Raw genomic sequence first — 22908 nt, forward strand, 5'->3', positions numbered from 1 at the left:
GAGACAACACAATGGCACTTATCAGCATGCGTCAAATGCTGGACCACGCAGCCGAGTTCGGCTACGGCGTCCCAGCCTTTAACGTCAACAACCTTGAGCAGATGCGCGCCATCATGGAAGCCGCTGACAAGACCGACTCCCCAGTGATCGTCCAGGCTTCGGCCGGTGCGCGCAAATACGCCGGCGCCCCATTCCTGCGTCACCTGATCCTCGCCGCCATCGAAGAATTTCCGCATATCCCGGTGTGCATGCACCAGGACCACGGCACCAGCCCTGACGTGTGCCAGCGCTCCATCCAACTGGGCTTCAGCTCGGTAATGATGGACGGCTCCTTGGGCGAAGACGGCAAGACCCCGACCGACTATGAGTACAACGTGCGCGTGACCCAACAAACCGTGGCCATGGCTCACGCCTGCGGCGTATCGGTTGAAGGCGAGCTTGGCTGCCTGGGTTCGCTTGAAACCGGCATGGCCGGCGAAGAAGACGGCATCGGCGCCGAGGGCGTGCTGGATCACAGCCAGATGCTGACCGACCCGGAAGAAGCCGCGGACTTCGTCAAGAAGACCCAGGTTGACGCCCTGGCCATCGCCATCGGCACCAGCCACGGCGCCTACAAGTTCACCAAGCCGCCTACTGGCGACGTGCTGGCCATCGACCGCATCAAGGAAATCCACAAGCGCATCCCCAACACCCACCTGGTGATGCACGGTTCTTCCTCGGTACCGCAAGAGTGGCTGGCGATCATCAACCAGTACGGCGGCGACATCAAAGAAACCTACGGCGTACCGGTTGAAGAAATCGTCGAAGGCATCAAGTACGGCGTGCGCAAGGTCAACATCGACACCGACCTGCGTTTGGCATCCACGGGTGCAATGCGTCGCCTGATGGCGACCAATCCGAGCGAATTTGACCCACGTAAATTCTTCGGCGCTACCGTCACTGCGATGCGTGATGTGTGTATCGCGCGTTACGAAGCGTTTGGTACTGCCGGCAATGCTTCGAAGATCAAGCCGATTTCGTTGGAAGCGATGTACCAGCGGTATTTGAAAGGTGAGTTGAACGCTAAGGTGAACTAAATTTTTCACTTTTAATCTGTATTAAAAAACCCGTCGTCAGACGGGTTTTTTAAATTTGCTGGATGATAATGTCAAATAAAAGTAACAGTCGGTTATGCGCTTGTATCAGTGTTTCTGGAATGTCATGTCGTAGGTTCTACCTACATTTGGTCCTCCTCGCTCCACAGTGACCTTGCCGTCCAGTTTTTGATAATCGTTCGACGAGTTCAGGGTTATATTGAGTATGCTGTCTCCGTTTTTGGCTTGAGCTCGCAAATTAAAAGATTGAGCTGTAAAGGTTCCGGTAACATTAAAATTAAGTCCGTAATAAGTCATATCGGCTTTTGTTATTCTGCCTGCTTGTGTGTCTGAGGAGGAAATTATGAGGGTGGCGGCATTGCGTTCGCCGGGATCATATACAGCACCTTCATAGGTTCCATTTGGGTTGGTTAAGGCCATGATTTTCACCATTCTGTGGAAATGTTTAAGGTAGGCCTGAACATGTGTATTCGGCCAATCTCGATTACTTATGTGGCGCTCTGAGAGGTTAGCTAGCAGCGCGATTTGGAGGAACTGTTAAATTTGACAGTTTTTTATACGATTTCGCTATGGAGGTCCAAGGAAGAAGATCTGTTTAAATCCATCAAGGGCTTTCCCTCCCAAGGTTAATGATCCGCTGAACTGTAATTTTTTTGAATTTTATCTGTGAAAGCTGAGTTCCCGATTAGCTGCCCTCTTTGTGGCGCATTGCTGATTAATTGAATCTACGAGATCGGAACGCCTTGTTCAATAAGCTCAACCTGGCGTGCCCCCTGTATCGTAATGGTCTGGCTATTAAGTTACTGTGCTTATTTCTAATTGTTATTTAACACTGTCAATGTTGACAGTGTTCTTCGTAAATTAATTCCCGCATGCTGCAGATGATTACTCCAATAAGGGAATACAAGCTATGTCACATTTGCATCTATTAAAAACGCTTCAATGCCTTACTGCTGTTGGAGGATTAGCGCTAATGGGTAATGCCTATACAGCTCCGCTGTCTTGTCCCGACGTCTCAAGTATTAAGGCAGTGAGCATTCACTTTTCAGACGGGGAGCAGGAGTGGAATGGTGAGCAGCTTATCGAGGATAGTTCGATGGTTGACGGGTTTAAATTTTCAGTCGCGGCGATCAAGCAGGAAACAGACAGTGAAACGAAGTTACCTTACAACTATGTGATCTGCGATTATGTAGGAAAAGGCAAGAACGACTATTTAAGACTGTCCAAGCGTTTTACCTTATCTCCCGTGGCTAAAGGCAGTGCTTGGAACGAGCACGAGGAATGTAAAGGTAACAATGTCACAGACTGTACTTTTGAGCTGATGAACTCAAAGGGTCCTGCGAAATTTACATTGCCTCCTCAGTAGATAGGCGAAGCCATCAGGTGATTAGGACTGACCTGATGGGATAATTTTAAATAAGTCCGATCTATGAAAAACCCGCAGGAATACGGGTTTTTTGCTGGAGTTTGATTAGACGGCGCTGGGCGTATCGAACCCTCGATGCTCAATCACTCGAAACACATCGCTCACGTCCTGAACCAGTATGCGTGCAGTGTTGGCGATGTTGTTCAGGTCGCGCTCAGCGAAGTCCGGCAGGCTGGAACAGGCCATCAGGTTGAGATGTTCAAGGGCCGCGTTGAGGCGTTCGCGCAGGCAGGCGTGGAGGTCGAGCAGTGGGGCGTCGCTGTCGATCAGGAGCACGGGGTAGTCTGTGGCGGTTTCGGTGCAGGGGGTGAAGCGGCGGGGTGGTAGTTGTTGGGTCATGGTGAATCCTTAACTCGAAAGAAGATTGACCACCGTTTGCTGCGAAACAAATTAGGTGGCAGCTGTACGCGGGTTCGCAGACCGAGGAGTTAAGACCCGGCAGACCCGAAGGTCTCCCACGCACAGCCGCCATAACAAAGACGGCCATCGGCAAGAATACCGGGACTGTTTTGACGGGTGCGGTTTAACTCTGTAGGGCTGCGAAACCCTATCGCTGTTCAGCCAGCGACGGGGCGAACTATAAGCGGCGAATTGACTGGCCGCAACGGTGCTGTAGGACTAGCACCGGACTCTCAGGCCAAGCGCGGCAAGTGTGGGAGGGGGCTTGCTCCCGATTGCGGTGGGTCAGTCACAGCTATTGGAACTGATACACCGCTATCGGGAGCAAGCCCCCTCCCACAGGGGATTTAATCGTCTGGATCTATCGGGAAATGATCCTCGTGCTCATCAGACATGGACTACTCGTATTGAGGGCAATCCGCTTACTCGTGATCAATATCCAACTTCGCAAACGTCACCCTCGCGCCTTCCTTACTGTCCCCGCTGTTGTCCTGCACATACACCCCCGCCTTGAAGTACAGCGGCTTGTCGCCCCAGGCCGCGCCTATGCGTTCATTCCACTCGCTGTCGGCGGCAAACACGCTGAGCAGCCCGGCTTTGTTGAGGTTGATCACGTAGGTGAAGCTCTTTTCCAGGGGCACATTGGAGGCGACGATGATCACCCGGCTTTCGGCTTCATCCGGGCGCATGCGCACCTTGGCGACGATGTTGCCGGTCTGGGTTTTTTCCTTGAACTGGTACTCCAGCTTGATCAGCGGCTTTTGGCTGTCATAGGCGTGGATCTGGCCGATCACGATTTTGCCGGAGGAGGGCACCTGGTTGACCGCCAGGGTGGCGCGCAGAAAGTTGTCGGCCTCGGGGTAGGTCCAGTTGCGCAGGCGGCCGTCGGCGTAGGTTTCGCGCAGTTCGCTGCGCGGGTAGATGGCGTTTTCGGTGCGGGTGCCGGTAACGGGGGTCCAGAACTGCACGTCGCTGCCTTCGGCCTGGAAGTATTGATCGTTGAAGCCGCTCAGTAGCCTCGGGGTGTCGATGGTCGTGGGCGGGGAGCCGACCGGAATGCTCAGGTTCCAGGTGGAAAGGTCGATCATGGTGTTGGCCTTTTACAGAGGGTGAAAGCGTTGGCCCGCAGGCCTTACCGGTTCTTTATAGGCGCTGCTCGTACGATTGTTAAACAATAGCTGGCAATTTATTGGCGTCAGAGGAATGCCAAAAAGCCATGTTGCCCATGAATCGCGGGCTACAGGGCCTTACCGTTAGTCGGCTTCCTTGGCTTTGGTGCAATGAGGGCATCGGCGTCACTTCTGCTTTTTTGGAACCGGGGCTAGAGTGAGCCCTCAGTGTTTATCCGGCCTTTGTATCAGAAGTGACCGGTGCAGCTCCCTAAGGAAGAGACGTAGCATGGATGGCGCTCCACAACCCGGCGATGCAAGTTCGGTTCTCCTGGTGGTCGATGACTACCCGGAAAACCTCGTCAGCATGCGTGCGCTGTTGCAACGTGAAGACTGGCAGGTGATTACCGCCACGTCCGGCCTGGAAGCCTTGGAGTTGCTGCTGGCCCACGATGTCGACCTGGTGCTGCTGGACGTACGCATGCCCGGTATGGACGGCTTCGAGGTGGCGCGCCTGATGCGTGGCAGCCAACGTACGCGCATGACGCCGATTATCTTTCTGACAGCCACCGCCCAGTCCCCCGCGTCAGTGCTTGAAGGCTATGCCAGCGGGGCGATCGACTATCTGTTCAAACCGTTTGACCCGCATATCCTCAAGCCTAAGGTGCAAGCCTTGCTTGAACATCAGCGCAACCGCCGTGCCTTGCAGTGCCTGAGCCATGACCTGGAGCTGGCCAGGGCCTTTAATGCCTCGATACTGGATAACGCTGCCGAGGGCATCCTGGTGGTGGGCGAAGGCAGTGTGATCGAGTACGCCAACCCGGCTATCTCGCGTTTGCTGAACGCCACGATGGCTGAGCTGCAGGGCGAAAGTTTCCTGAGTTTCCTGCAAAAACCCCATGTGCCCGCCTGGTTGGGCTTCCCGATGTACGAGGCGTATCGCAGGGGCGAGACGTGGCGCCAGCATGACGCCATTTTGCGCACCGGGCGTGGCCAGCAGGTGCCGGTGGCATTGTCCTGTGCGCCATTGCCTGCCGAGCAGAAGGCTATGGTCGTGACGGTGCTGGACATGTCCGAAGTGCGCCATCTTCATCAGCAACTGGAATTCCAGGCCGTGACCGATCCGTTGACCGGGCTGCTCAATCGTCGTGGATTCCATCAGGCGGTAGAGAACACCTTGTTGCGCAACGAACGCAACGAGCAGGCGCTGGTGTTGTTGTACCTGGACCTGGATGGCTTCAAGCGGGTCAATGATACGCTGGGCCACGACGCTGGCGACCGAGTGCTGCGCTGGGTGTCGGAACAGATGCAGGCCTGTCTGCGCTCCTACGACATTCTCGGGCGCATGGGCGGGGACGAGTTCACCGCGTTGCTTGAGCTGGAATTTCCCGAACAGGCGGCGAAGATCGCGGAAAAGCTCATCGAGCGGGTGTCTGTGTGCCAGCAGGTCGACGGTTTGGAGGTAATGCTCGGGGTCAGTATCGGGATTGCGACTTTCCCGGATTGTGGCTCAGACCTGAACGGCCTGTTGCGGGCGGCAGACATTGCGATGTACGAAGCCAAGCGGGCCGGCCGTCAGCAGTATCGTTATTACGACCAGGAAATGAACGGCCGTGCCCGTTCGCGGCTGATGCTTGAAGACAGCGTGCGCACCGCCATTCAAAACAAAGATTTCACCCTGGTGTACCAGCCCCAGGTTTGTATCGTGGATGGACGTTTGCGCGGCGTCGAGGCGTTGTTGCGCTGGCAGCATCCGAGCGTCGGCGATGTACCGCCGGGTTTGTTCTTGCCGCTGCTGGAAGAGGCGCGGTTGATCAGCCAGTTGAGCGCCTGGATCTACCAGCAAGTCGCTGCCCAGCGCCAGGCCTGGCAGGGCGTCTTCGACCCTGAGCTGGTGCTGAGCGTGAGCCTGAGCAGCAGCCAGTTCAATATGCCCAACCTGGCCAGCCAACTGCAGCAGATCCTGGAGCGATATGGGCTGCAGGGGCGGCAACTGGAGGTGGAAATCGGCGAGAACTGCCTGATGAGTAACCTGGAGGAGTCGACCAAACAGCTGCAACTACTGCGCCGAATTGGGGTGCGTATTGCCCTGGATGACTTTGGTTCAGGTCACTGTTCATTGGCCCATTTGCGGGACTTGCAGTTCGACACGCTCAAGCTTGACCCGCAACTGGTGGCGCGCCTGCCCGGTTCGACACGGGATGCGGCGATGGCACGCAGCATCATCCAGTTGTGTGGGCATTTTGATGTGCTGGTGATTGCCGAGGGGGTGCAGACCCTTGAGCAAATCCAGTGGCTCAAAGCCAATGGTTGCACGCATATCCAGGGGCCGTGGGCGGCGGCGCCATTGATGGCCGAGGACGTTGCCGGTTGGTCGTACCCTCATTTGCCTTGAATTGGCTACACTGGCGCCCGTCCGAATTGCGTTGCAGACCCCATGACCGCGTTGAAATACCTCCAGGCCTATCCCGCTGCGCTCCAGGAGCAGGTGCGCCAACTGATTGCCAAAGACCAGTTGGGCGCCTACCTGGAACAGCGTTACCCCGAACGCCACGCCGTGCAGAGCGACAAGGCCCTGTACGCCTATGCCCTGGCCTTGAAGCAGGAGCACCTGCGCAACGCACCCGCTATTGATAAAGTGCTGTTCGACAACCGGCTGGACCTGACTCATCGCGCCCTGGGTTTGCACACTACGATTTCGCGGGTGCAGGGCGGTAATCTCAAATCCAAGAAGGAGATTCGCATCGCTTCGCTGTTCAAGGAGGCGGCGCCGCAGTTTCTGCGCATGATCGTGGTGCATGAGCTGGCCCACTTCAAGGAGTCGGACCACAACAAGGCGTTCTACAAACTCTGCGAATACATGATGCCGGGCTACCATCAGGTGGAGTTCGACCTGCGGGTCTACCTCACATGGCGAGACCTGCAAGGCAAACCCTGAGCACAAGGCGACTGACCATGGATGTGAGCAAGACCAAGAGCAGCTTCTACCGGCGCCTGTACGTGGCGTACCTGATCGACAGCCAGTTGGCCAGCAGCGTGCCGGCGCTCACCGAAGCCACTGGCATGCCTCGGCGTACGGCCCAGGACACGATTGCGGCATTGGCGGACCTGGATATCGTCTGCGAGTTTGAGCAGCAAGAGGGAGCGCGCAACCACGCGGGGAATTATCGAATTCGTGAGTGGGGCGCGATTGATCGGCGGTGGATCGAGGCCAATCTTGCGGCGATCAAGCAAGTGCTGGGTTATCCCTGAGGCAGGGGGGGGCTGGTCTGGCGCCATCGGGGGCAAGCTCCCTCCCACATTTGATCTGTGAATACATTCAAAGGTGGGAGGGGGCTTGCCCCCGATGAGGCCCTCAAGCCCGCCGCATACCGATATGTGGAATATCGTCTTCCAGGTATTCCTCGCCCGCCACCACAAATCCATACCGCGCGTAATACCCCTGCAAATGTGCCTGCGCCGACAGGTAAACCGGTGTTTGCGGCCAGATATCCTCAACGCGCTTGAGCGCCTCTTCCATCATTTGATGCCCCAGCCCGCTGCCCCGTGCCACCTTTGCTACGATAACGCGGCCAATCACCACATCGCCGCCCTGGGACTCCGGGTCGAGTAACCGCAGGTAGGCCACCAGCTCATCATTTTGCCAGGCCATGAGGTGATGAGTATCCCCTGCCAGGTCCTGGCTATCTATGTCCTGGTAGACGCATTTTTGTTCGACGACGAAGACCTCGCTGCGCAGGCGCAAGATGGCGTACAGCTGTTCCTTGCCCAAGTCGTCGTGATGTTTGCAGACCCAATCAACCGTCATGATGTGCGCTCTTATAAAGACCTGCCAGGGATAGTAAGCGCGACGGGCGCTGCTGTCTAAAATCGGCCATTTTGTGAATGGCGTCAATTTGCCATCATTCTGTGCATGCGCCGCGGGCTTCTTTGTGTAATCTGCAATGCAAGCTCATTGATGAGCTACTGTTATCAGGCCATCGCCTGCCCGCCAAGGACTTTAAGCATGCCGCGATTGACTCGTGCCGTTGCTTTGATCGCAGTGCTGCTGCTGGCGCAACCGGCGCTGGCACAACGTTTGCGCCTGGTGGCGGATGGTTGGCCACCGTTTACTGATGCCACCTTGGTCAATGGCGGCCTGGCTACTGATATCGTCCGTACGGCCCTGGCCCGCGCAGGGTACGCCAGTGATTTTGAACAGGTGCCCTGGGCGCGCGCATTGAAGGGCGTGGGGGATGGGCGCTACGACGTGCTGATCAACGCCTGGTATAACGAGGACCGCACGCACCTGGGGCAGTTTTCCGGCGAGTACTTGCTTAACCGTGTGCGCTTTCTCAAGCGTAGCGACGATGCCATCGAATATCACAGCCTGGACGCACTGCACGACGAGGCCATCGCCGTGGTGCGCGGTTATGCCTACTCGGCGGCATTCGATCAAGACACCCAGTTGCAGAAAGTGCCAGTGCACAACTTCGCCATGGCCGTGCGCATGCTGGCGGCGCAGCGTGTGAGACTGACGCTGGAGGATGAATACGTAGCGCGCTATTACCTGGCGCGGGAGTCGCCGCGGGTGCGCGATGCCGTGGTGTTTGTGGGCAAGCCATTGAGCGAGAACAGCCTGCACATCCTGGTCAGCCTGAAGAACCCCGAGCATGCGCAGATCGTCGCCGGTTTTGACCGGGAGATTGCCAGGATGAAGGCTGATGGCAGTTATGCGCGGTTGATGAAGGCGCATGGGATGTAGCGTTCTTGCTCCCGTTAGCGGCCTAAGCCGCGCTGGTATCTTTGATCAAATGCGCAGCCAAGGTACGCAACGGCCCCAACTGCCGGCAAATCAACGCCAACTGCGTCTGCACCAACCGTTGCCCTTCGTCGATCTCATCGGGCATTTGCTCCAGCTCTGCCGCCAACGCTTCTTCGGCATCACTCTGAATCGCAATCGGTTGTTTATTCGCCAGCCCACTGGCGATTTCATCGATGCTCAATGCCAGGGCGTGCCCGGCGCCGTCGATCAAATGCTCGCGCACATCGGCCGGCAGTTGGGTTTCGCGGTGCGCACCCAGCCCTGACAAATAGCTGAGCAGGGTGTGGGACAGCACCAGGAAGCGAAAGCCCACATCGGCTTCCTTACGGAAATGTCCCGGCTCCATCAGCATATTCGCCAGGGTGGTGGACAGTGCGGCATCGGCGTTGTGGGCGTTGCGGCGGGCCAGGCGGTAGGCCAGGTCGTCGCGTTTGCCGGCGGCGTATTGCTGCATGATCTGGCGCAAGTAGATGCTGTTGCAGGTCAGGGTATTGGCCAGCACTTTGTTCAGGCGCCGGCCTTGCCAGTCCGGCAGGAACAGGAATACCGCCAGCCCCGCGATCAGGCTGCCGAGCAAGGTATCGAACAGCCGCGGCAGGAACAGCCCGTAGCCATCGCCCACCTGGTTGAAGCAGAACAGTACCATCAGGGTGATCGCCGCCGTGGCCAGGGTGTAGCGCGTGGTGCGGTTGATAAAGAACACCAGGCCCGCGGCGATGGCGAACATTGATTGCACCACGGGGTTGGGAAACAGGTCGAATAGCGCCCAGGCCACGGTGAGGCCGATGGCGGTACCGATGATGCGCTGGCCGAGCTTGCGCCGCGTAGCACCGTAGCTGGGCTGGCAGACAAACAGGGTGGTGAGGATGATCCAGTAACCCTGGGACGCGTGGATCGCATGTAGGGTGCCGTAGCCGATGGTCAGCGCCAGGGACAGGCGCAGGGCATGGCGAAACAGCAGCGAGGTGGGGGTCAGTTGGGTGCGCAGGCGCGTCCACATTTCCTTGAGGTTGCGCGGGGCGCGGTCCAGCAGGTTGCTGTCGGTGGCGTCGGCCAGGGCGTCGGGGTTGCTGGCATCGCCCAGCAGGCGGTCGAGGGTGGACAGGTTGGCCGCCAAGGCGCGCAACGAGCGCAACAGGCCACGCCAGGCCGGGTTGCTCTGGATGCGCAGGTGTTCCAGGGAGGCGTTGAGGTCGCCCAGGGCTTCGGCGAAGCTGTCGTCATAGATGAATGGCTGGCGCAGTTGGATCGACTCGGCCAGGGTCTGGCACGCCTTGCCTTGCTGGCGCAGCAGGCGCTGGCAGCGGAACAGCACATCGCTGTGGAAGAAGGCTTCGGTGAGGGCGTTGTAGGGGTAGTGGGAGGAACTGGCGCGCTCGTGGATGTCCTGGGCCAGGAAGTAGAGTTTCAGGTAGCGGCTGACCTTCGAGCCCGGCCGACCGTTGCCGACGCGGTGCAGGATGATTTCCTTGGCCGCATTCAATGCCGCGACCACCCGGCCATTTTGCTGGGCCAGTTCGAGGCGGCGTGCTTCCACATCCAGCTGGCGTATCGGTTCGAATAAGGATGACTTGAGCTTGAGGTAACGCCCCAGCTCACGGAACAATCGCGCCAGGCTTTGCTGCACCGGCTGGTTGGAAAACAGTACCTGCCACAGCACCGACAGCACCCCGTACCAGGCGGCGCCGGCCACCAGCAGCAACGGTTCATGCCAGAAGTCGGTGACGGCGCCGCCACGCTGGTCAACGCCGATCATGGTGTAGACCGACAGGATCAAGGTGGCCGAGGCAATCGCGCCATAGCGCTCACCCAACGCGCCAAGCATGGTCAGGCAGAAACTGGCCAGGGCCAGGGCAATGGCAAAGATCCACGGGTAGGGGAACAGCAACTCCACCGACAGTGCAGCGATGCTGAAACACACCAGCGTCACCGCCAGGGCGTTGAGACGGCCTTGCCAACTGTCATCGGTCTCGGCCAGGGCGCTGGCGATAATCCCCAGGAACAGCGGGATCAGCAGCGTCATTTCATCCTGGTACCAACACAGCGCCATGCTGCCGGTGAGGGCGATGAACACCCGTACGCTGTAGCTGAATTTATCCAGCGCCCACAGGCGCCGCATGGACTGCTTGAACGAGGTCGATGACATGAAGTCTGGAGTCTTCCGGGACAGTGTCGCTAAATTGAGCTATCAAGGACGCCACGGCAAGGGTGGTGATCACATCCAACAGCAAATTTTTCAAGATCACCACAAAACCAATGTGGGAGGGGCGGTGCGACGATTCGACTTGCCCCCGATAGCATTGTGTCAGCCAGCTCATCAGGTGACTGATACACCGCCATCGGGGGCAAGCCCCCTCCCACATTTTACTGTGTTGCGTTAGGCATATTGCGCGGCTGCGTAGCCCGAAGCCCAGGCCCACTGGAAGTTGAACCCGCCCAAGTGACCGGTCACATCCAGCACTTCGCCGATGAAGTACAGGCCAGGGCTTTTCAGTGACTCCATGGTCTTGGACGACACCTCCCGCGTATCCACTCCACCTAAGGTTACCTCAGCAGTGCGATAGCCCTCGGTGCCGGCCGGTACGAGTTGCCAGCTCCCAAGCTTTTGCGCGATATCGGCAATTTCAGCGTGGGTGTACTGCTTCATCGGTTTGGATTCGAACCAGCTTTGGGCCAGCAGGTTGGCCATCTTCTTGGTGAAAATCTCCCCCAGCAGGGTCTTTAACTCGCTGTTGGGATGCTCGGCCTGTTGCTGTTGCAGCCAGTCATGGGCGTCATGATCGGGCAACAGATTGATTTCCACCGTGTCGCCCGATTCCCAGTAGGAAGAGATCTGCAAAATCGCCGGCCCGCTCAGGCCGCGATGGGTGAACAGGATGTTCTCGCGAAAGCTCTGGCCGTTACAGCTCACCAGGCAATCCACTGAAGTGCCGGATAACTCGCTGCACAATGGCTTGAGCTGGTCGGTGATGGTGAACGGCACCAGCCCGGCGCGGGTCGGCAACAGTTCATGGCCGAATTGCCTGGCCACTTGGTAACCGAAACCGGTGGCGCCCAGTGTCGGGATCGACAAGCCGCCGGTAGCAATGACCAACGACTCGCAGCGCAACTCGCCCAGAGTCGTCTGCAACTGATAACCGCTTTCGAGTTTGGCGATTGCCTCGATGGAGGTGTCCAGGTGCAGGCTCACGCCGGTCTGGATGCACTCATCGAGCAACATGCCGAGGATGTCGCTGGACTTGTTGTCGCAGAACAGTTGGCCGAGTTTTTTCTCGTGGTACGGCACGCCGTGCTTGGCCACCAGCCCAATGAAATCCCACTGGGTGTAGCGCGCCAGGGCCGACTTGCAGAAGTGCGCGTTATGCGAGAGGAAGTTGGCAGGCTCGGTGTACATATTGGTGAAGTTGCAGCGGCCACCACCGGACATCAGGATCTTCTTGCCGGCCTTGTTGGCGTGGTCGATCAGCATCACTTTGCGCCCACGCCCGGCGGCGGTCAGTGCGCACATCAAGCCTGCGGCGCCGGCGCCAATGATCACAACTTCGGTCGAGCGCAAAACGGTGTCCTCATACAAATTCTGAATTGAAATACAGTCAAATGTGGGAGGGGGCTTGCTCCCGATGGCGGTGGTTCAGTCACATCTATATTGACTGAGACTCCGCTATCGGGAGCAAGCCCCCTCCCACATTTGAATCTCCATTGGTATGCGAGATATTTACAAGATCCGCACGCGCAACGATCGGCCCTTGATCTTGCCATTATTCAAACGCTGCAACGCCTGCTTGGCGATCCCGCGTTCCACGGCCACGAATGCCTGGAAATCAAAGATTGCGATCTTGCCGACCTGGGCGCCCGGAATGCCGGCTTCACCGGTCAATGCACCCAGAATGTCGCCTGGGCGGACCTTGTCCTTGCGCCCGGCGGCGATGCACAGGGTGCTCATCTGCGGCAGCAGCGGGCCACCGCTTTGCGGCTTGAGGTTGTCCAGTTGGTCCCAGTTCAGTGGCGACTTCTGCAGTTGCTCGATGGCCTGGGCGCGGTGCGCTTCGGACGGCGCCACCAGGCTGATGGCGATACCGGTCTCTCCGGCACGACCGGTGCGGCCGACGCGGTGGATGTGAATTTCCGAGTCGCGGGCCAGTTCGACGTTGATCACCATGTCCAGCGAGTCGATGTCCAGGCCACGGGCGGCGACGTCTGTGGCGACCAGTACGGAGGTGCTGCGGTTGGCGAACATGGCCAGTACCTGGTCACGGTCGCGTTGTTCCAGGTCGCCGTGCAGGCCGACGGCGGAAATGCCTTTGGCTGTCAGGTGGTCGACAGTTTCCTGCACTTGCTGCTTGGTGAAGCAGAACGCCACGCAGGAAGCCGGGCGGAAGTGCGCCAGGACCTTGGTCACCGCATCCATGCGTTCTTCCGGGGAGATCTCGTAGAAGCGCTGCTCGATCTGGTCATCGGAGTGGAACGCTTCGGCTTTCACTTGCTGGGGCGCGCGCATGAACTTGGACGCCAGTTGCTTGATGCTCACCGGGTAGGTGGCCGAGAACAACAGGGTCTGGCGGCGTGGCGGGGTCTTGCTGATGATGTCTTCGATGGCGTCGTAGAAACCCATGTCGAGCATGCGGTCGGCTTCGTCGAGGATCAGGGTGTTCAAGCCATCCAGTACCAGCGAACCTTTGCGCAGGTGCTGCTGGATACGGCCCGGGGTGCCGACGATCACGTGGGCACCGTGCTCCAGGGAAGCGATCTGCGGGCCGAGGGACACGCCGCCGCACAGGGTCAGCACCTTGATATTGTCTTCGGCACGGGCCAGGCGACGGATTTCCTTGGCGACCTGGTCGGCCAGCTCACGGGTCGGGCACATCACCAGTGCCTGGCAACCGAAGTAGCGTGGGTTGATCGGGTTCAACAGGCCGATGCCGAAGGCGGCGGTCTTGCCGCTGCCGGTCTTGGCCTGGGCAATCAGGTCCAGCCCCTTGAGGATCACCGGCAAGCTTTGCGCCTGGATCTGCGTCATCTCGACATACCCCAGCGAGTCGAGGTTAGCCAGCATGGCGGCGGACAGGGGCAAAGTATTAAAAGCGGTGGCGATGGTAGTCACGGGACTGGCTCTGCAAAACAAAATGTCGCGTAGTGTACCAGCCCCGTGGGATTTTCCCTGCAAGTTCTAGACGAGAAGCCCGTCAGTGCTCGATATCGTGCTCGCGGCTGACCACTCGTTTGCCGTCTTTTGGCGACAATTGCAGGAAGATCGCCGCCGCCAGCATCGCCATGATACCCACGGTGAGGAAGGTCAGCTGGAAGGCCCCGAGCACGCTTTCCACCCCGTCGTTGCCCGCCTCGGCGGTAAAGCCGCCGAGCAATGCACCGGCGCAGGCCACGCCCAGGCTCAGGGACAATTGCGCCACCACCGACAGCAAGCTGTTGCCACTGCTGGCCTGGGCGTCGTCGAGGTCGATCAAGGTCACGGTGTTCATTGCCGTGAATTGCAGGGAGTTGATCGCCCCCAGGACCGCCAGCATGGCTAACAGCAGCGGGTAGGGCGTGTGCTCGCCGACCAGGCCCATGCTCGCCAGCATGAGGCCCAGGGCCAAGGTGTTGCCGGTCAGCACGACGCGGTAGCCGAGGCGCTCGATCAGCGGCCTGGCCACGGACTTGGCAAACATCGCCGCCGCCGCCAGCGGCAGCATGCTCATCCCGGCTTCCGACGGCGAGTAGCCCAGCGCCACCTGCAATAGCAGCGGCACCAGGAACGGCAATGCGCCGCTGCCCAGCCGCGCAAACAGGTTACCGAGAATGCCCACGGCAAAGGTGCGGGTCTTGAACAGTATCGGGGAGAACAACGGGCTATCGATATGCCCGGCGCGCAACCAGTACGCCGCCAGGCACGCCAGCCCACCGAACAGCAGCAACATCACCCGCAGGTGCGGCAGGTGCAGTTCGCCCAGGCCCTCCATGGCGATGGTGATCAACACCATGGCTGCGCCGAACAGCAGGAAACCCAGGCCGTCGAAGCGCGTGCGCTCGCTGCCGCGCAGGTCGGGGATGAACTTCCACACGGCGTAGCAACCGATCATGCCCACCGGCAGGTTGATCAGGAAGATCCAGTGCCAGGTCAGGTATTGCACCATCCAGCCGCCCATGGTCGGGCCCAGCAATGGGCCGAGAAGGCCGGGGATGGTAATGAAGCCCATGATGCGTACCAGCTCGGAGCGCGGATAAGCCCGCAGTACTACCAAGCGCCCTACCGGCAGCATCAGCGCACCGCCCAAGCCTTGGATCACCCGTGCGCCCACCAGCATGGTCAGGCTGCTGGACAATGCACACAGCAGCGAGCCGATGCTGAACAGCATGATCGCGCCAAAGAAGATTTTCTTGGTGCCGAAGCGGTCGGCTATCCAGCCCGACGCAGGAATCAGCAAGGCGACGGTAAGCATGTAGGCGATCACCACCCCCTGCATGCGCAACGGGTTTTCCGCCAGGTCCCGGGCCATGGCCGGCAGCGCAGTGTTGAGGATCGTCCCATCCAGCGACTGCATGAAGAAGGCAATCGCTACCACCCAGGGTAGCCAGCGGGCGGTCTTGGCATCGAGAGGGGCGCGATTCGGCATGGAGACCCTTTGATTAGCAGGCTATGTGTTGGCGATTATGCGCTAACCCTTAAGTTTTTTCCCACTGGCGGTTCATCTAAGTCCGATAACGCTGCATGCTCGCCCACTAGAAAATCCAACAACGCGCGGTGCACTGCCAATGCCGCCTCGCAGGACTCCAGGTCCAGTAGATGGCCAGTGTGTGCGGCGACGGCGAAGCTGCTGCGGCCTACATACTGTTTGAACAATTGGGCGTCCGTGGCCGGAGTGTATTCATCCAGTGTGCCGTTGAGAAAGTGCACTGGGGTTTTAATCTGCTGGAGTGTGGGCAAGTAGTTGCCATCGCCCAAGTCCAGTACCTGGTGGATATGAAAGCGCGCCTGGCGGTACTCAGTGGTGGCCATGCTCGACAGGTGCCGGTGATTGTTGCGCTTGAGGCGGGGAGACAGATATTTGCCGACCGTTTCGTTGAGCAGGTGACCGACCGCAGACTTGTCATCGGCCTCGATCAACACGCGCACGCGCTCCACGTATTCGAGCATGGCCTGGTTGAGGTTGGGCGCCAGGGCCATCACCACCGAGCTTTCGATGGAGGGCGGGTTGTGCGCCAAGGTCAGCAGCGTGGAGATGCCGCCCCACGAGGCCGACACCAGATGGTTGACCTGGAAGCGTTCCACCAGGGCGCGCAGGATTTGTACTTCGTCATCCTTGTTGACCAGGTCGAGGTCGGTGTTGTGTTCGCGTGAATAGCCTGAGAAGGGCAGGTCGAACAGCAGCACATTGAAATGCTCGGCAAGGCATTTGCTGGTACGGGCAAAGGAGCGGGTGGTGGAGAGCGCGCCGTTGACCATCAGTACGGTTTTCTTTCCAGGATTCTTTCCTAGTTGCTCAACATGAACGTTGTAGTGCTTGACCAGCTTTTCAATGACAAAACTTCCATGGTTCATGTCAACGCTCCAGCTTGCCCTTTCCCAGGCAAGGTCGTGCTCTCGTGGGTGGGGTGGCGGGTGGCCACTAACCGTTATATCGAGGTTTTTTGCAGGCGACAACAGGCCGCACAGGAGAGATGCAGTCCAATGTGGGAGCGAGCAAGCCCGCTCCCATAGGGAGCCGGTGCTTACAAGGTCAGCGTCAGGCGTTTTACCAAGGCGCCAGGCAGAAGGCTGGAGGCCGTATTGCGCTGGCTGTAGGTACTGGCCGACAGCAGCAGCTCCCGATCAGCGGTCAGCGCTTCCAATTGCGAACCGAGCAACTGGAAGACGCTGTCATCAAAACGCATGGTGCTGACCGGCGCCTTGATCTCGCCGTCTTCCACCCAGAACGTGGCGAAGCGCGTCATGCCGGTCAGGCGTGCCGCCGGCAGGTCGGAATAATTCAGGTACCACAGGTTGCTGATATACAGGCCGGTGCCCAACTGCTTGAGGATATCGGCCTGGGCCAGGCTGCCTGGCGCCATCTGCAGGGCGCTGGGCGATTCATCGCTGCTCGCGCCGTTGGCGCTCAAGCCGTATTCGGCGGCGCTGCGCGAATTCACCAGTTGGCCTAGCGCCTTGCCGGCGCCGATCAGGGTGACGTCCTCGCGCGGGTAGCCCTCTGTGGAAAACGCCTGGCTCAGGGAGCCGCTGATCTGCTCATCGATTGTCACCAGCGGGCTCAGCGACTGCTCAGCGGCATACAGGCGCTGCAATGAACTGCTCTTGCTGGCGATGGCCTGGGCGGAAAACCCTCCCCAGGTGATGATACTGATGATTTCTTCCAGCGCTGCCGGGGCGAGGTAGGCCCGGTACTGGCCGGGCGCCAGGTTGTGCAGCGGGCGACCGAGAAACGCCAGCTGCTCGCGCGCTTGCTGCAAGCGGGCGGTGAATTCGGCGCTGTTCCAGGTGTGCCCGGCGTAGCTGGCTTTTACCGCTTCACCATTAGCGTGGAACAGGCTGAAATCGAAGTTGAAGCTATTGGCCCGATGCCAGCCGAATGCACCCTCGGAGCTGGCGAACCCACGGCTGATGGGCCCGGCTGCGTAGAAGCCGACCAGGTCTACGCCTTCGGCAGCCAGGCTGATGTCTTGCAGCACTTGCGCCATGTCCGGCAGCGGTCGCAATTGTTCGTTGTGGCTTTGCCAGGCGTTGTGGTTGAGCAGCAGGTACGGATCCTGGGGCAGCAGCGGCAGGGTCTGGCGTAGTTGTTCCAGGCCATCGGCGAGCCGCTGGCGGTCCAGTTCCGCCTCGCCGGACAAGGTGATGCCAAGGTCCGCATGGCGACCATCGTCGATCAGCTTGAGGTTGAGGCTGGCCTGTTGCACCTGTCCGGCCTGGCGTACCTTGGCGTGATTGAAACGCACGAATTCGGACGACTCATCCGCGTAGCCGAGGTGAAATTGTTCCTTGTCGGTGATGGCTTGCTTGAGCCAGTCCACCAATGCCTTGAAGTTATCCATCAGGCATCTCCCCCAAATACGTCGACGTTACTGAACACGCAGGCCGGCGATGCATGGCCAACGCGGATCACCTGGTTGGGCTCGCCTTTGCCACAGTTCGGCGTGCCCAATACCTTGAAAGTGCTGGCATCGCCGACGGCACTGAGCTTGCGCCAGAATTGTGCGGAAATCGCCCGGTAGTTGGAGTTCTTCACCACGCCCTTGAGTTCGCCGTTTTCGATCAACTGGCCCCACTCGCAGCCGAACTGGAACTTGTTGCGCGCATCGTCGATGGACCACGAACGGTTGGTCGACATGAGGATGCCGTGTTCGATGCCGCCCACCAGTTGCGCGAGGCTTTTATCGCCGGCCTCGATATTCAGGTTGGCCATGCGGTCGATGGGTGGGCGGTTCCAGCCGCAGGCGCGGCTGTTGGCGACGCCTGGCAGGTTGGCGCGAAATTGCGACAGCGCACCGCCCAAGGGCTTGAGCAGCAGGCCGTCGCGGATCAGGAATTGCTTGCTGGCGCGGCTGCCGTCGTCGTCGTGGCTGTAGCTGGCCAGTTGTTCGGGGATGTCCGGGTCGAAGGTCACGTTGAGCAAAGGTGAGCCGTATTGCAGATGGCCGAAGTCGCTGGCCTTCACAAAGCTGGTGCCGGCGTAATTGCGCTCGTCCCCGAGGATACGGTCCAGCTCCAGCGGGTGGCCGATGGATTCGTGGATCTGCAGGATCATCTGGTCGGGCATCAATAGCAGGTCACGTGGGCCGTGGGGCGTGTTCGGTGCGAGCAGCAATTGCAGGGCTTCGTCGGCCACCTGGCTGGCAGCGCCAACCAGGCCAAAGCGCTGGATCACACCGGCACTGCCTTGCTGGCCGAAGTTGGTACCGCCCAGGGTGCGGGTCTGGCTGTCGTTGCCGTCGAAGGCGGTGACACTCAGGCCAGGAAAGACGAAGCGCTGAGCCTGGCGCAATTGCGCGCCGGCGCTGTTGAGGTAGATCTGCTCAACATGGGTGGTGCCCAGGCTGACTTCCCAAGTCACCAGGCGTTCATCCTTGGGCACGGCGGCAGATTCATCGCCGAGCAATTGGTAGCAGTCGCTCAGGGACGGGAAGGGCTGATCAAGGTCCGGAGACAGGTAGTCGGCGACTTCATTGGAAACCGGCTGCTGGTGCAGGTCGAGCAGGGCGTGGGGCTGGATCAGCCGGGCTTGCTGTTCGGCGCGCTCAAGGGCCGCTTGCAGGCCGGCAAGGGAAATGTCGTTGGTCGCGGCATAGGCTTCCACACCATTGAGACGCACGGTAAGCATGGCGCCTTCATCGTGGCTCAGATGTGGTGGTTCGGCGACGTTCTTGCGTACCGACAGGTACTGACCGGATTCGCGTACGTAGCGCAGGGAGAAGAATTCGGCACGGGTGCGCAGGGCACTGAAGTGCTGTTTGAGGGTGGCGTGGTGTTCGAACATGGGGCCTTCCTTGTGGGCGGCTCGGCGCGCGGCAGGCCAACAGAGTAGGCCGGGGCGCAGAGCTGATCAAGGAAAGTGTAGGCGGGGGGCTTGCGGTGTCGGGTCGGGCCTCATCGCGGGCAAGCCCGCTCCCACATTTTGATTTGTGAACACAGTCAAATGTGGGAGCTGGCTTGCCTGCGATACCAGGCGCCGCGGTGTATCAGTTACTGCGCAGTAGGGCCTACTTCACGCATCGGCTTGCCACGCACCGGCGCATCGCCTGCCACGTAGTAGTCGGCGGTGCTGCGCGGCAGTGGCTTGCGGCCACGGATCTTGTCGGCGATTTTTTCGGCGATCATGATCGTCGGCGCGTTCAGGTTACCGGTGGTGATGATCGGCATGATCGACGCATCGACTACACGCAGACCCTGCATGCCATGCACGCGGCCTTCGCCATCCACTACGGCCATCTCGTCGGTGCCCATCTTGCACGAGCAGGACGGGTGGAACGCGGTTTCGGCGTGCTCGCGGATGAACTTGTCGAGCTGCTCATCGGTTTGCACTTCAATACCCGGGCTGATTTCGCGGCCACGGTATTGATCCAGTGCCGGCTGCTGCATGATTTCACGGGTCAGGCGGATGCCATCGCGAAACTCCTGCCAGTCCTGCTCGGTGGCCATGTAGTTGAAGAGGATGCTCGGGTAGTCCCGTGGGTTCTTCGACTTCAGTTGCACGCGGCCACGGCTTGGCGAACGCATGGAGCCCATGTGTGCCTGGAAACCGTGCTCTTTCACACCGTTGCTGCCGTTGTAGTTAATCGCGACCGGCAGGAAGTGGTACTGGATGTTCGGCCATTCGAATTCCGGACGCGAACGGATAAAACCGCCGGCTTCGAACTGGTTGCTGGCGCCAATGCCAGTGCCGTTGAACAGCCACTCGGCACCAATCGCAGGCTGGTTGTACCAGAGCAATGATGGGTACAGCGACACCGGCTGGGTGCACGCATATTGCAGGTACAGCTCAAGGTGGTCCTGCAGGTTTTCGCCGACGCCTGGCAGGTCGTGGACCACCGGGATGTCGAGGCTTTCCAGCAGTTTGGCCGGGCCGACGCCGGAGCGTTGCAGCAGTTGCGGCGAAGCGATTGCGCCGCTGCACACCAGCACTTCTTTACGCGCACGAGCTTCGACGCGCTCTTCGGCGGCACCGATCAGGTAGCGCACGCCTACGGCTCGCTTGCCTTCGAACAACACTTTGTCGGTGAGGGCGTGGGTGACGATGGTCAGGGTCGAACGCTTTTTAGCCGTGTCCAGGTAACCGCGTGCGGTGCTGGCGCGACGGCCGTTCGGCGTGACGGTACGGTCCATCGGGCCGAAGCCTTCTTGCTGGTAACCGTTCAAGTCTTCGGTACGCGGGTAGCCGGCTTGTACGCCGGCTTCGACCATGGCGTGGAACAGCGGGTTGTTGCCCGCTTTCGGCGTGGTCACGCTGACCGGGCCTTCGCCACCGTGGTAATCGTTGGGCCCGATGTCACGGGTTTCGGCCTTGCGGAAATACGGCAGGCAGTCGAGGTAGGTCCAGTCTTCCAGGCCCGGCAGCTTCGCCCAGTTGTCGTAGTCCATGGCGTTGCCACGGATGTAGCACATGCCGTTGATCAGCGACGAACCACCCAGGCCCTTGCCGCGGCCGCATTCCATCCGACGACCGTCCATGTGTGGCTCTGGATCGGTTTCGTAGGCCCAGTTGTAGCGGCGGCCCTGCAGCGGGAAGGCCAGGGCAGCTGGCATCTGGGTCCGGAAGTCGAGGCGGTAGTCGGGGCCACCGGCCTCCAGCAGCAAAACGGTGACGCCTTCGTCTTCGGTCAGACGGGTCGCCAGGGTGTTACCGGCGGAGCCGGCACCCACAATGATGTAATCGTATTCTTGGGACATTGGATGCACCCTCTTTGAAGTCTAGTCAGGTCAGGCCTCATCGGGGGCGAGCCCCCTCCCACATTTGATCGGGTTCACACAGTCAAAGGTGGGAGGGGGCTTGCCCCCGATGGCGGCCTTATAGGCAATACAAGGCTCGGGTGTTAGAACACCGAGGCGTAGTCGCCCAGCTCAACCTGTACCGATTTGATGCGGGTGAAGTTGTTCAGCGAGCTGATGCCGTTCTCACGGCCCACACCGGATTGCTTGTAGCCACCGACCGGCATCTTGGCGTCGGACTCGCCCCAGGCGTTGATCCAGCAGATACCCGCTTCCAGTTGATGAATCACGCGGTGGGCGCGGTTCAGGTCCTTGGTCACAAGGCCCGCAGCCAGGCCGAAGTCGGTGTCGTTGGCGCGGCGGATCACTTCTTCTTCAGTTTCATAGGTGAGGATGCTCATCACCGGGCCGAAGATTTCTTCACGGACGATGGTCATCTCGTCGGTGCAGTCGGTGAACACGGTCGGGGCCACGAAGGCGCCCTTGGCGAAGTCGCCGTCGGTCAGGCGATCGCCGCCGCACAGCAGGCGGGCGCCTTCTTCCTTACCTTTGGCGATATAGCCCAGCACGCTTTCCATGTGGGCGAAGCTGACCAGCGGGCCGAAGTTGGTGTTGTCGTCCTGCGGGTCACCCACACGGATGCGCGCAACGCGTTCAAGGATCTTGGCTTCAAACGCAGCCTGCAGGTGCTTAGGCACGAACACACGGGTGCCGTTGGTGCAGACCTGGCCGGAGCTGTAGAAGTTGGCCATCATCGCGATGTCGGCGGCGCGATCCAGGTCGGCATCTTCGAACACGATCAGCGGCGACTTGCCGCCCAGTTCCATGGTCACTTCCTTGAGCGAGGAGCTCGAAGCGCTGGCCATGACCTTCTTGCCCGTGTCGGTGCCGCCGGTGAACGAGACTTTCTCGATGCGCGGGTGCTCGGTCAGCCAGGTGCCGACTTCACGACCGCTGCCGGTCAAGACATTGAACACGCCTGCTGGAACGCCAGCTTCGGTGTAGATCTCGGCCAGTTTCAGGGTGGTCAGCGAAGTGACTTCGCTTGGCTTGAAGATCATCGCGTTACCGGCGGCCAGGGCCGGGGCGGATTTCCACAGGGCGATCTGGATCGGGTAGTTCCATGCGCCGATACCGGCGACCACGCCCAGGGGCTCGCGGCGGGTGTAGACGAACGAGGTATCGCGCAGCGGGATCTGCTCGCCTTCGATGGCGGGCACCAGGCCGGCGTAGTATTCCAGCACGTCGGCGCCGGTGACGATGTCGACATACTTGGTTTCGGAGAAGGCTTTACCGGTGTCCAGGGTTTCCAGGGCGGCCAGCTCATCGTTGCGCTCGCGCAGGATGTCGACAGCACGACGCAGGATGCGCGAACGCTCCATGGCGGTCATGGCAGCCCAGACCTTCTGGCCTTTTTCAGCGCTGACTACGGCACGCTCGACGTCTTCTTTCGTGGCGCGTTGCACTTGGGCGAGAACTTCACCGTTAGCCGGGTTGATGGCTTCGAAGGTGGCATCGCTGCCAGCGTCGCTGTAGCCGCCGTCAATGTAGAGTTTTTGCAGGTCGAAACGGGCCATAAAGTCCTCGCAAGTGCATAAGTGGTTGGCGTTACCCGCCGAACAGTGGGCCATGGGGTTGTGGCAACACTGAGCGGCGGACGT

The 22908-nt window shown here is 59.7% G+C and carries 19 protein-coding genes; 6 read left to right on the forward strand and 13 right to left on the reverse strand.

Annotated features, from left to right (window positions below; genetic code table 11):
- Positions 1-11: 11 nt before the first annotated feature.
- Complete coding sequence (gene fba, locus QZR30_RS06325; protein WP_003177554.1) at positions 12-1076, forward strand: class II fructose-bisphosphate aldolase; 1065 nt, start codon at positions 12-14, stop codon at positions 1074-1076.
- A gap of 105 nt (positions 1077-1181) precedes the next feature.
- Here the strand turns inward: fba and QZR30_RS06330 are convergent, their stop codons facing one another.
- Positions 1182-1514: a hypothetical protein gene (locus QZR30_RS06330; RefSeq protein ID WP_145916442.1), complete on the reverse strand. Its 333-nt coding sequence runs from the start codon at positions 1512-1514 to the stop codon at positions 1182-1184.
- 553 nt (positions 1515-2067) lie between these two features.
- On the opposite strand from QZR30_RS06330, the gene QZR30_RS06335 reads away from it, so the two are divergent.
- Positions 2068-2460, forward strand: a complete 393-nt coding sequence (locus tag QZR30_RS06335; protein WP_233518726.1) for a DUF3757 domain-containing protein — start codon at positions 2068-2070, stop codon at positions 2458-2460.
- A 105-nt stretch (positions 2461-2565) separates the two neighbouring features.
- Here the strand turns inward: QZR30_RS06335 and QZR30_RS06340 are convergent, their stop codons facing one another.
- Positions 2566-2859 (reverse strand): hypothetical protein, encoded by a 294-nt coding sequence (locus tag QZR30_RS06340; RefSeq protein WP_046069883.1) that lies wholly within the window; start codon positions 2857-2859, stop codon positions 2566-2568.
- 482 nt (positions 2860-3341) lie between these two features.
- Positions 3342-4007: a polysaccharide lyase family 7 protein gene (locus QZR30_RS06345; protein ID WP_046069882.1), complete on the reverse strand. Its 666-nt coding sequence runs from the start codon at positions 4005-4007 to the stop codon at positions 3342-3344.
- A gap of 310 nt (positions 4008-4317) precedes the next feature.
- Between QZR30_RS06345 and QZR30_RS06350 the strand changes: the two genes are divergently transcribed.
- The 3 genes from QZR30_RS06350 to QZR30_RS06360 are packed head-to-tail and all read left to right on the forward strand — an operon-like array spanning position 4318 to position 7280.
- Complete coding sequence (locus tag QZR30_RS06350) at positions 4318-6423, forward strand: putative bifunctional diguanylate cyclase/phosphodiesterase (RefSeq protein WP_046069881.1); 2106 nt, start codon at positions 4318-4320, stop codon at positions 6421-6423.
- A 42-nt stretch (positions 6424-6465) separates the two neighbouring features.
- Positions 6466-6966: a M48 metallopeptidase family protein gene (locus tag QZR30_RS06355; protein ID WP_311903063.1), complete on the forward strand. Its 501-nt coding sequence runs from the start codon at positions 6466-6468 to the stop codon at positions 6964-6966.
- Positions 6967-6983: 17 nt separating this feature from the next.
- Complete coding sequence (locus QZR30_RS06360) at positions 6984-7280, forward strand: winged helix-turn-helix domain-containing protein (RefSeq protein ID WP_311903064.1); 297 nt, start codon at positions 6984-6986, stop codon at positions 7278-7280.
- A 103-nt stretch (positions 7281-7383) separates the two neighbouring features.
- Here the strand turns inward: QZR30_RS06360 and QZR30_RS06365 are convergent, their stop codons facing one another.
- A complete protein-coding gene (locus QZR30_RS06365) occupies positions 7384-7836 on the reverse strand; it encodes a GNAT family N-acetyltransferase (protein ID WP_046069878.1) in 453 nt (150 codons plus the stop codon).
- Between the two features lie 198 nt (positions 7837-8034).
- Here QZR30_RS06365 and QZR30_RS06370 point away from each other — a divergent pair, with 198 nt between their 5' ends.
- Positions 8035-8772, forward strand: a complete 738-nt coding sequence (locus QZR30_RS06370; RefSeq protein ID WP_046069877.1) for a substrate-binding periplasmic protein — start codon at positions 8035-8037, stop codon at positions 8770-8772.
- A 22-nt stretch (positions 8773-8794) separates the two neighbouring features.
- Here QZR30_RS06370 and yccS read toward each other — a convergent pair whose 3' ends face one another.
- From yccS to betB, 9 genes are all read right to left on the reverse strand, one after another.
- Positions 8795-10978, reverse strand: a complete 2184-nt coding sequence (yccS, locus tag QZR30_RS06375) for a YccS family putative transporter (protein ID WP_057014002.1) — start codon at positions 10976-10978, stop codon at positions 8795-8797.
- 231 nt (positions 10979-11209) lie between these two features.
- Entirely contained in the window at positions 11210-12388 is a 1179-nt protein-coding gene (locus QZR30_RS06380; protein ID WP_311903065.1) for an NAD(P)/FAD-dependent oxidoreductase, read from the reverse strand.
- A 159-nt stretch (positions 12389-12547) separates the two neighbouring features.
- On the reverse strand, positions 12548-13885 hold the full coding sequence (gene dbpA / locus QZR30_RS06385; protein WP_235577295.1) for an ATP-dependent RNA helicase DbpA: 1338 nt from the start codon (positions 13883-13885) through the stop codon (positions 12548-12550).
- A gap of 130 nt (positions 13886-14015) precedes the next feature.
- Positions 14016-15443: a multidrug transporter subunit MdtD gene (gene mdtD / locus QZR30_RS06390; protein WP_068965638.1), complete on the reverse strand. Its 1428-nt coding sequence runs from the start codon at positions 15441-15443 to the stop codon at positions 14016-14018.
- A gap of 35 nt (positions 15444-15478) precedes the next feature.
- Entirely contained in the window at positions 15479-16369 is an 891-nt protein-coding gene (locus QZR30_RS06395; RefSeq protein ID WP_311903066.1) for an alpha/beta fold hydrolase, read from the reverse strand.
- Between the two features lie 170 nt (positions 16370-16539).
- The gene (locus tag QZR30_RS06400; protein WP_056846932.1) at positions 16540-17856 is read right to left on the reverse strand and encodes a TldD/PmbA family protein; all 1317 of its coding nucleotides are present in this window, start codon (positions 17854-17856) and stop codon (positions 16540-16542) included.
- Positions 17856-19298, reverse strand: a complete 1443-nt coding sequence (locus QZR30_RS06405) for a TldD/PmbA family protein (protein WP_311903067.1) — start codon at positions 19296-19298, stop codon at positions 17856-17858. The genes QZR30_RS06400 and QZR30_RS06405 overlap by 1 nt, the downstream gene beginning before the upstream one ends.
- Before the next feature lie 206 nt (positions 19299-19504).
- Complete coding sequence (betA, locus tag QZR30_RS06410; RefSeq protein ID WP_046069870.1) at positions 19505-21208, reverse strand: choline dehydrogenase; 1704 nt, start codon at positions 21206-21208, stop codon at positions 19505-19507.
- Between the two features lie 143 nt (positions 21209-21351).
- Positions 21352-22824 (reverse strand): betaine-aldehyde dehydrogenase, encoded by a 1473-nt coding sequence (gene betB / locus QZR30_RS06415; RefSeq protein WP_043046181.1) that lies wholly within the window; start codon positions 22822-22824, stop codon positions 21352-21354.
- Positions 22825-22908: the final 84 nt, after the last annotated feature.

The organism is Pseudomonas sp. rhizo25 (genome assembly GCF_031931935.1).
GTDB classification, from domain to species: domain Bacteria; phylum Pseudomonadota; class Gammaproteobacteria; order Pseudomonadales; family Pseudomonadaceae; genus Aquipseudomonas; species Aquipseudomonas synxantha.

Coding starts and splice junctions, on each gene's coding strand:
- fba (WP_003177554.1), top strand. CDS start 12: ATGGCACTTATCAGCATGCGTCAAATGCTGGACCACGCAGCCGAGTTC.
- QZR30_RS06330 (WP_145916442.1), bottom strand. CDS start 1,514: ATGGCCTTAACCAACCCAAATGGAACCTATGAAGGTGCTGTATATGAT.
- QZR30_RS06335 (WP_233518726.1), top strand. CDS start 2,068: ATGGGTAATGCCTATACAGCTCCGCTGTCTTGTCCCGACGTCTCAAGT.
- QZR30_RS06340 (WP_046069883.1), bottom strand. CDS start 2,859: ATGACCCAACAACTACCACCCCGCCGCTTCACCCCCTGCACCGAAACC.
- QZR30_RS06345 (WP_046069882.1), bottom strand. CDS start 4,007: ATGATCGACCTTTCCACCTGGAACCTGAGCATTCCGGTCGGCTCCCCG.
- QZR30_RS06350 (WP_046069881.1), top strand. CDS start 4,318: ATGGATGGCGCTCCACAACCCGGCGATGCAAGTTCGGTTCTCCTGGTG.
- QZR30_RS06355 (WP_311903063.1), top strand. CDS start 6,466: ATGACCGCGTTGAAATACCTCCAGGCCTATCCCGCTGCGCTCCAGGAG.
- QZR30_RS06360 (WP_311903064.1), top strand. CDS start 6,984: ATGGATGTGAGCAAGACCAAGAGCAGCTTCTACCGGCGCCTGTACGTG.
- QZR30_RS06365 (WP_046069878.1), bottom strand. CDS start 7,836: ATGACGGTTGATTGGGTCTGCAAACATCACGACGACTTGGGCAAGGAA.
- QZR30_RS06370 (WP_046069877.1), top strand. CDS start 8,035: ATGCCGCGATTGACTCGTGCCGTTGCTTTGATCGCAGTGCTGCTGCTG.
- yccS (WP_057014002.1), bottom strand. CDS start 10,978: ATGTCATCGACCTCGTTCAAGCAGTCCATGCGGCGCCTGTGGGCGCTG.
- dbpA (WP_235577295.1), bottom strand. CDS start 13,885: ATGCTGGCTAACCTCGACTCGCTGGGGTATGTCGAGATGACGCAGATC.
- mdtD (WP_068965638.1), bottom strand. CDS start 15,443: ATGCCGAATCGCGCCCCTCTCGATGCCAAGACCGCCCGCTGGCTACCC.
- QZR30_RS06395 (WP_311903066.1), bottom strand. CDS start 16,369: ATGAACCATGGAAGTTTTGTCATTGAAAAGCTGGTCAAGCACTACAAC.
- QZR30_RS06400 (WP_056846932.1), bottom strand. CDS start 17,856: ATGGATAACTTCAAGGCATTGGTGGACTGGCTCAAGCAAGCCATCACC.
- QZR30_RS06405 (WP_311903067.1), bottom strand. CDS start 19,298: ATGTTCGAACACCACGCCACCCTCAAACAGCACTTCAGTGCCCTGCGC.
- betA (WP_046069870.1), bottom strand. CDS start 21,208: ATGTCCCAAGAATACGATTACATCATTGTGGGTGCCGGCTCCGCCGGT.
- betB (WP_043046181.1), bottom strand. CDS start 22,824: ATGGCCCGTTTCGACCTGCAAAAACTCTACATTGACGGCGGCTACAGC.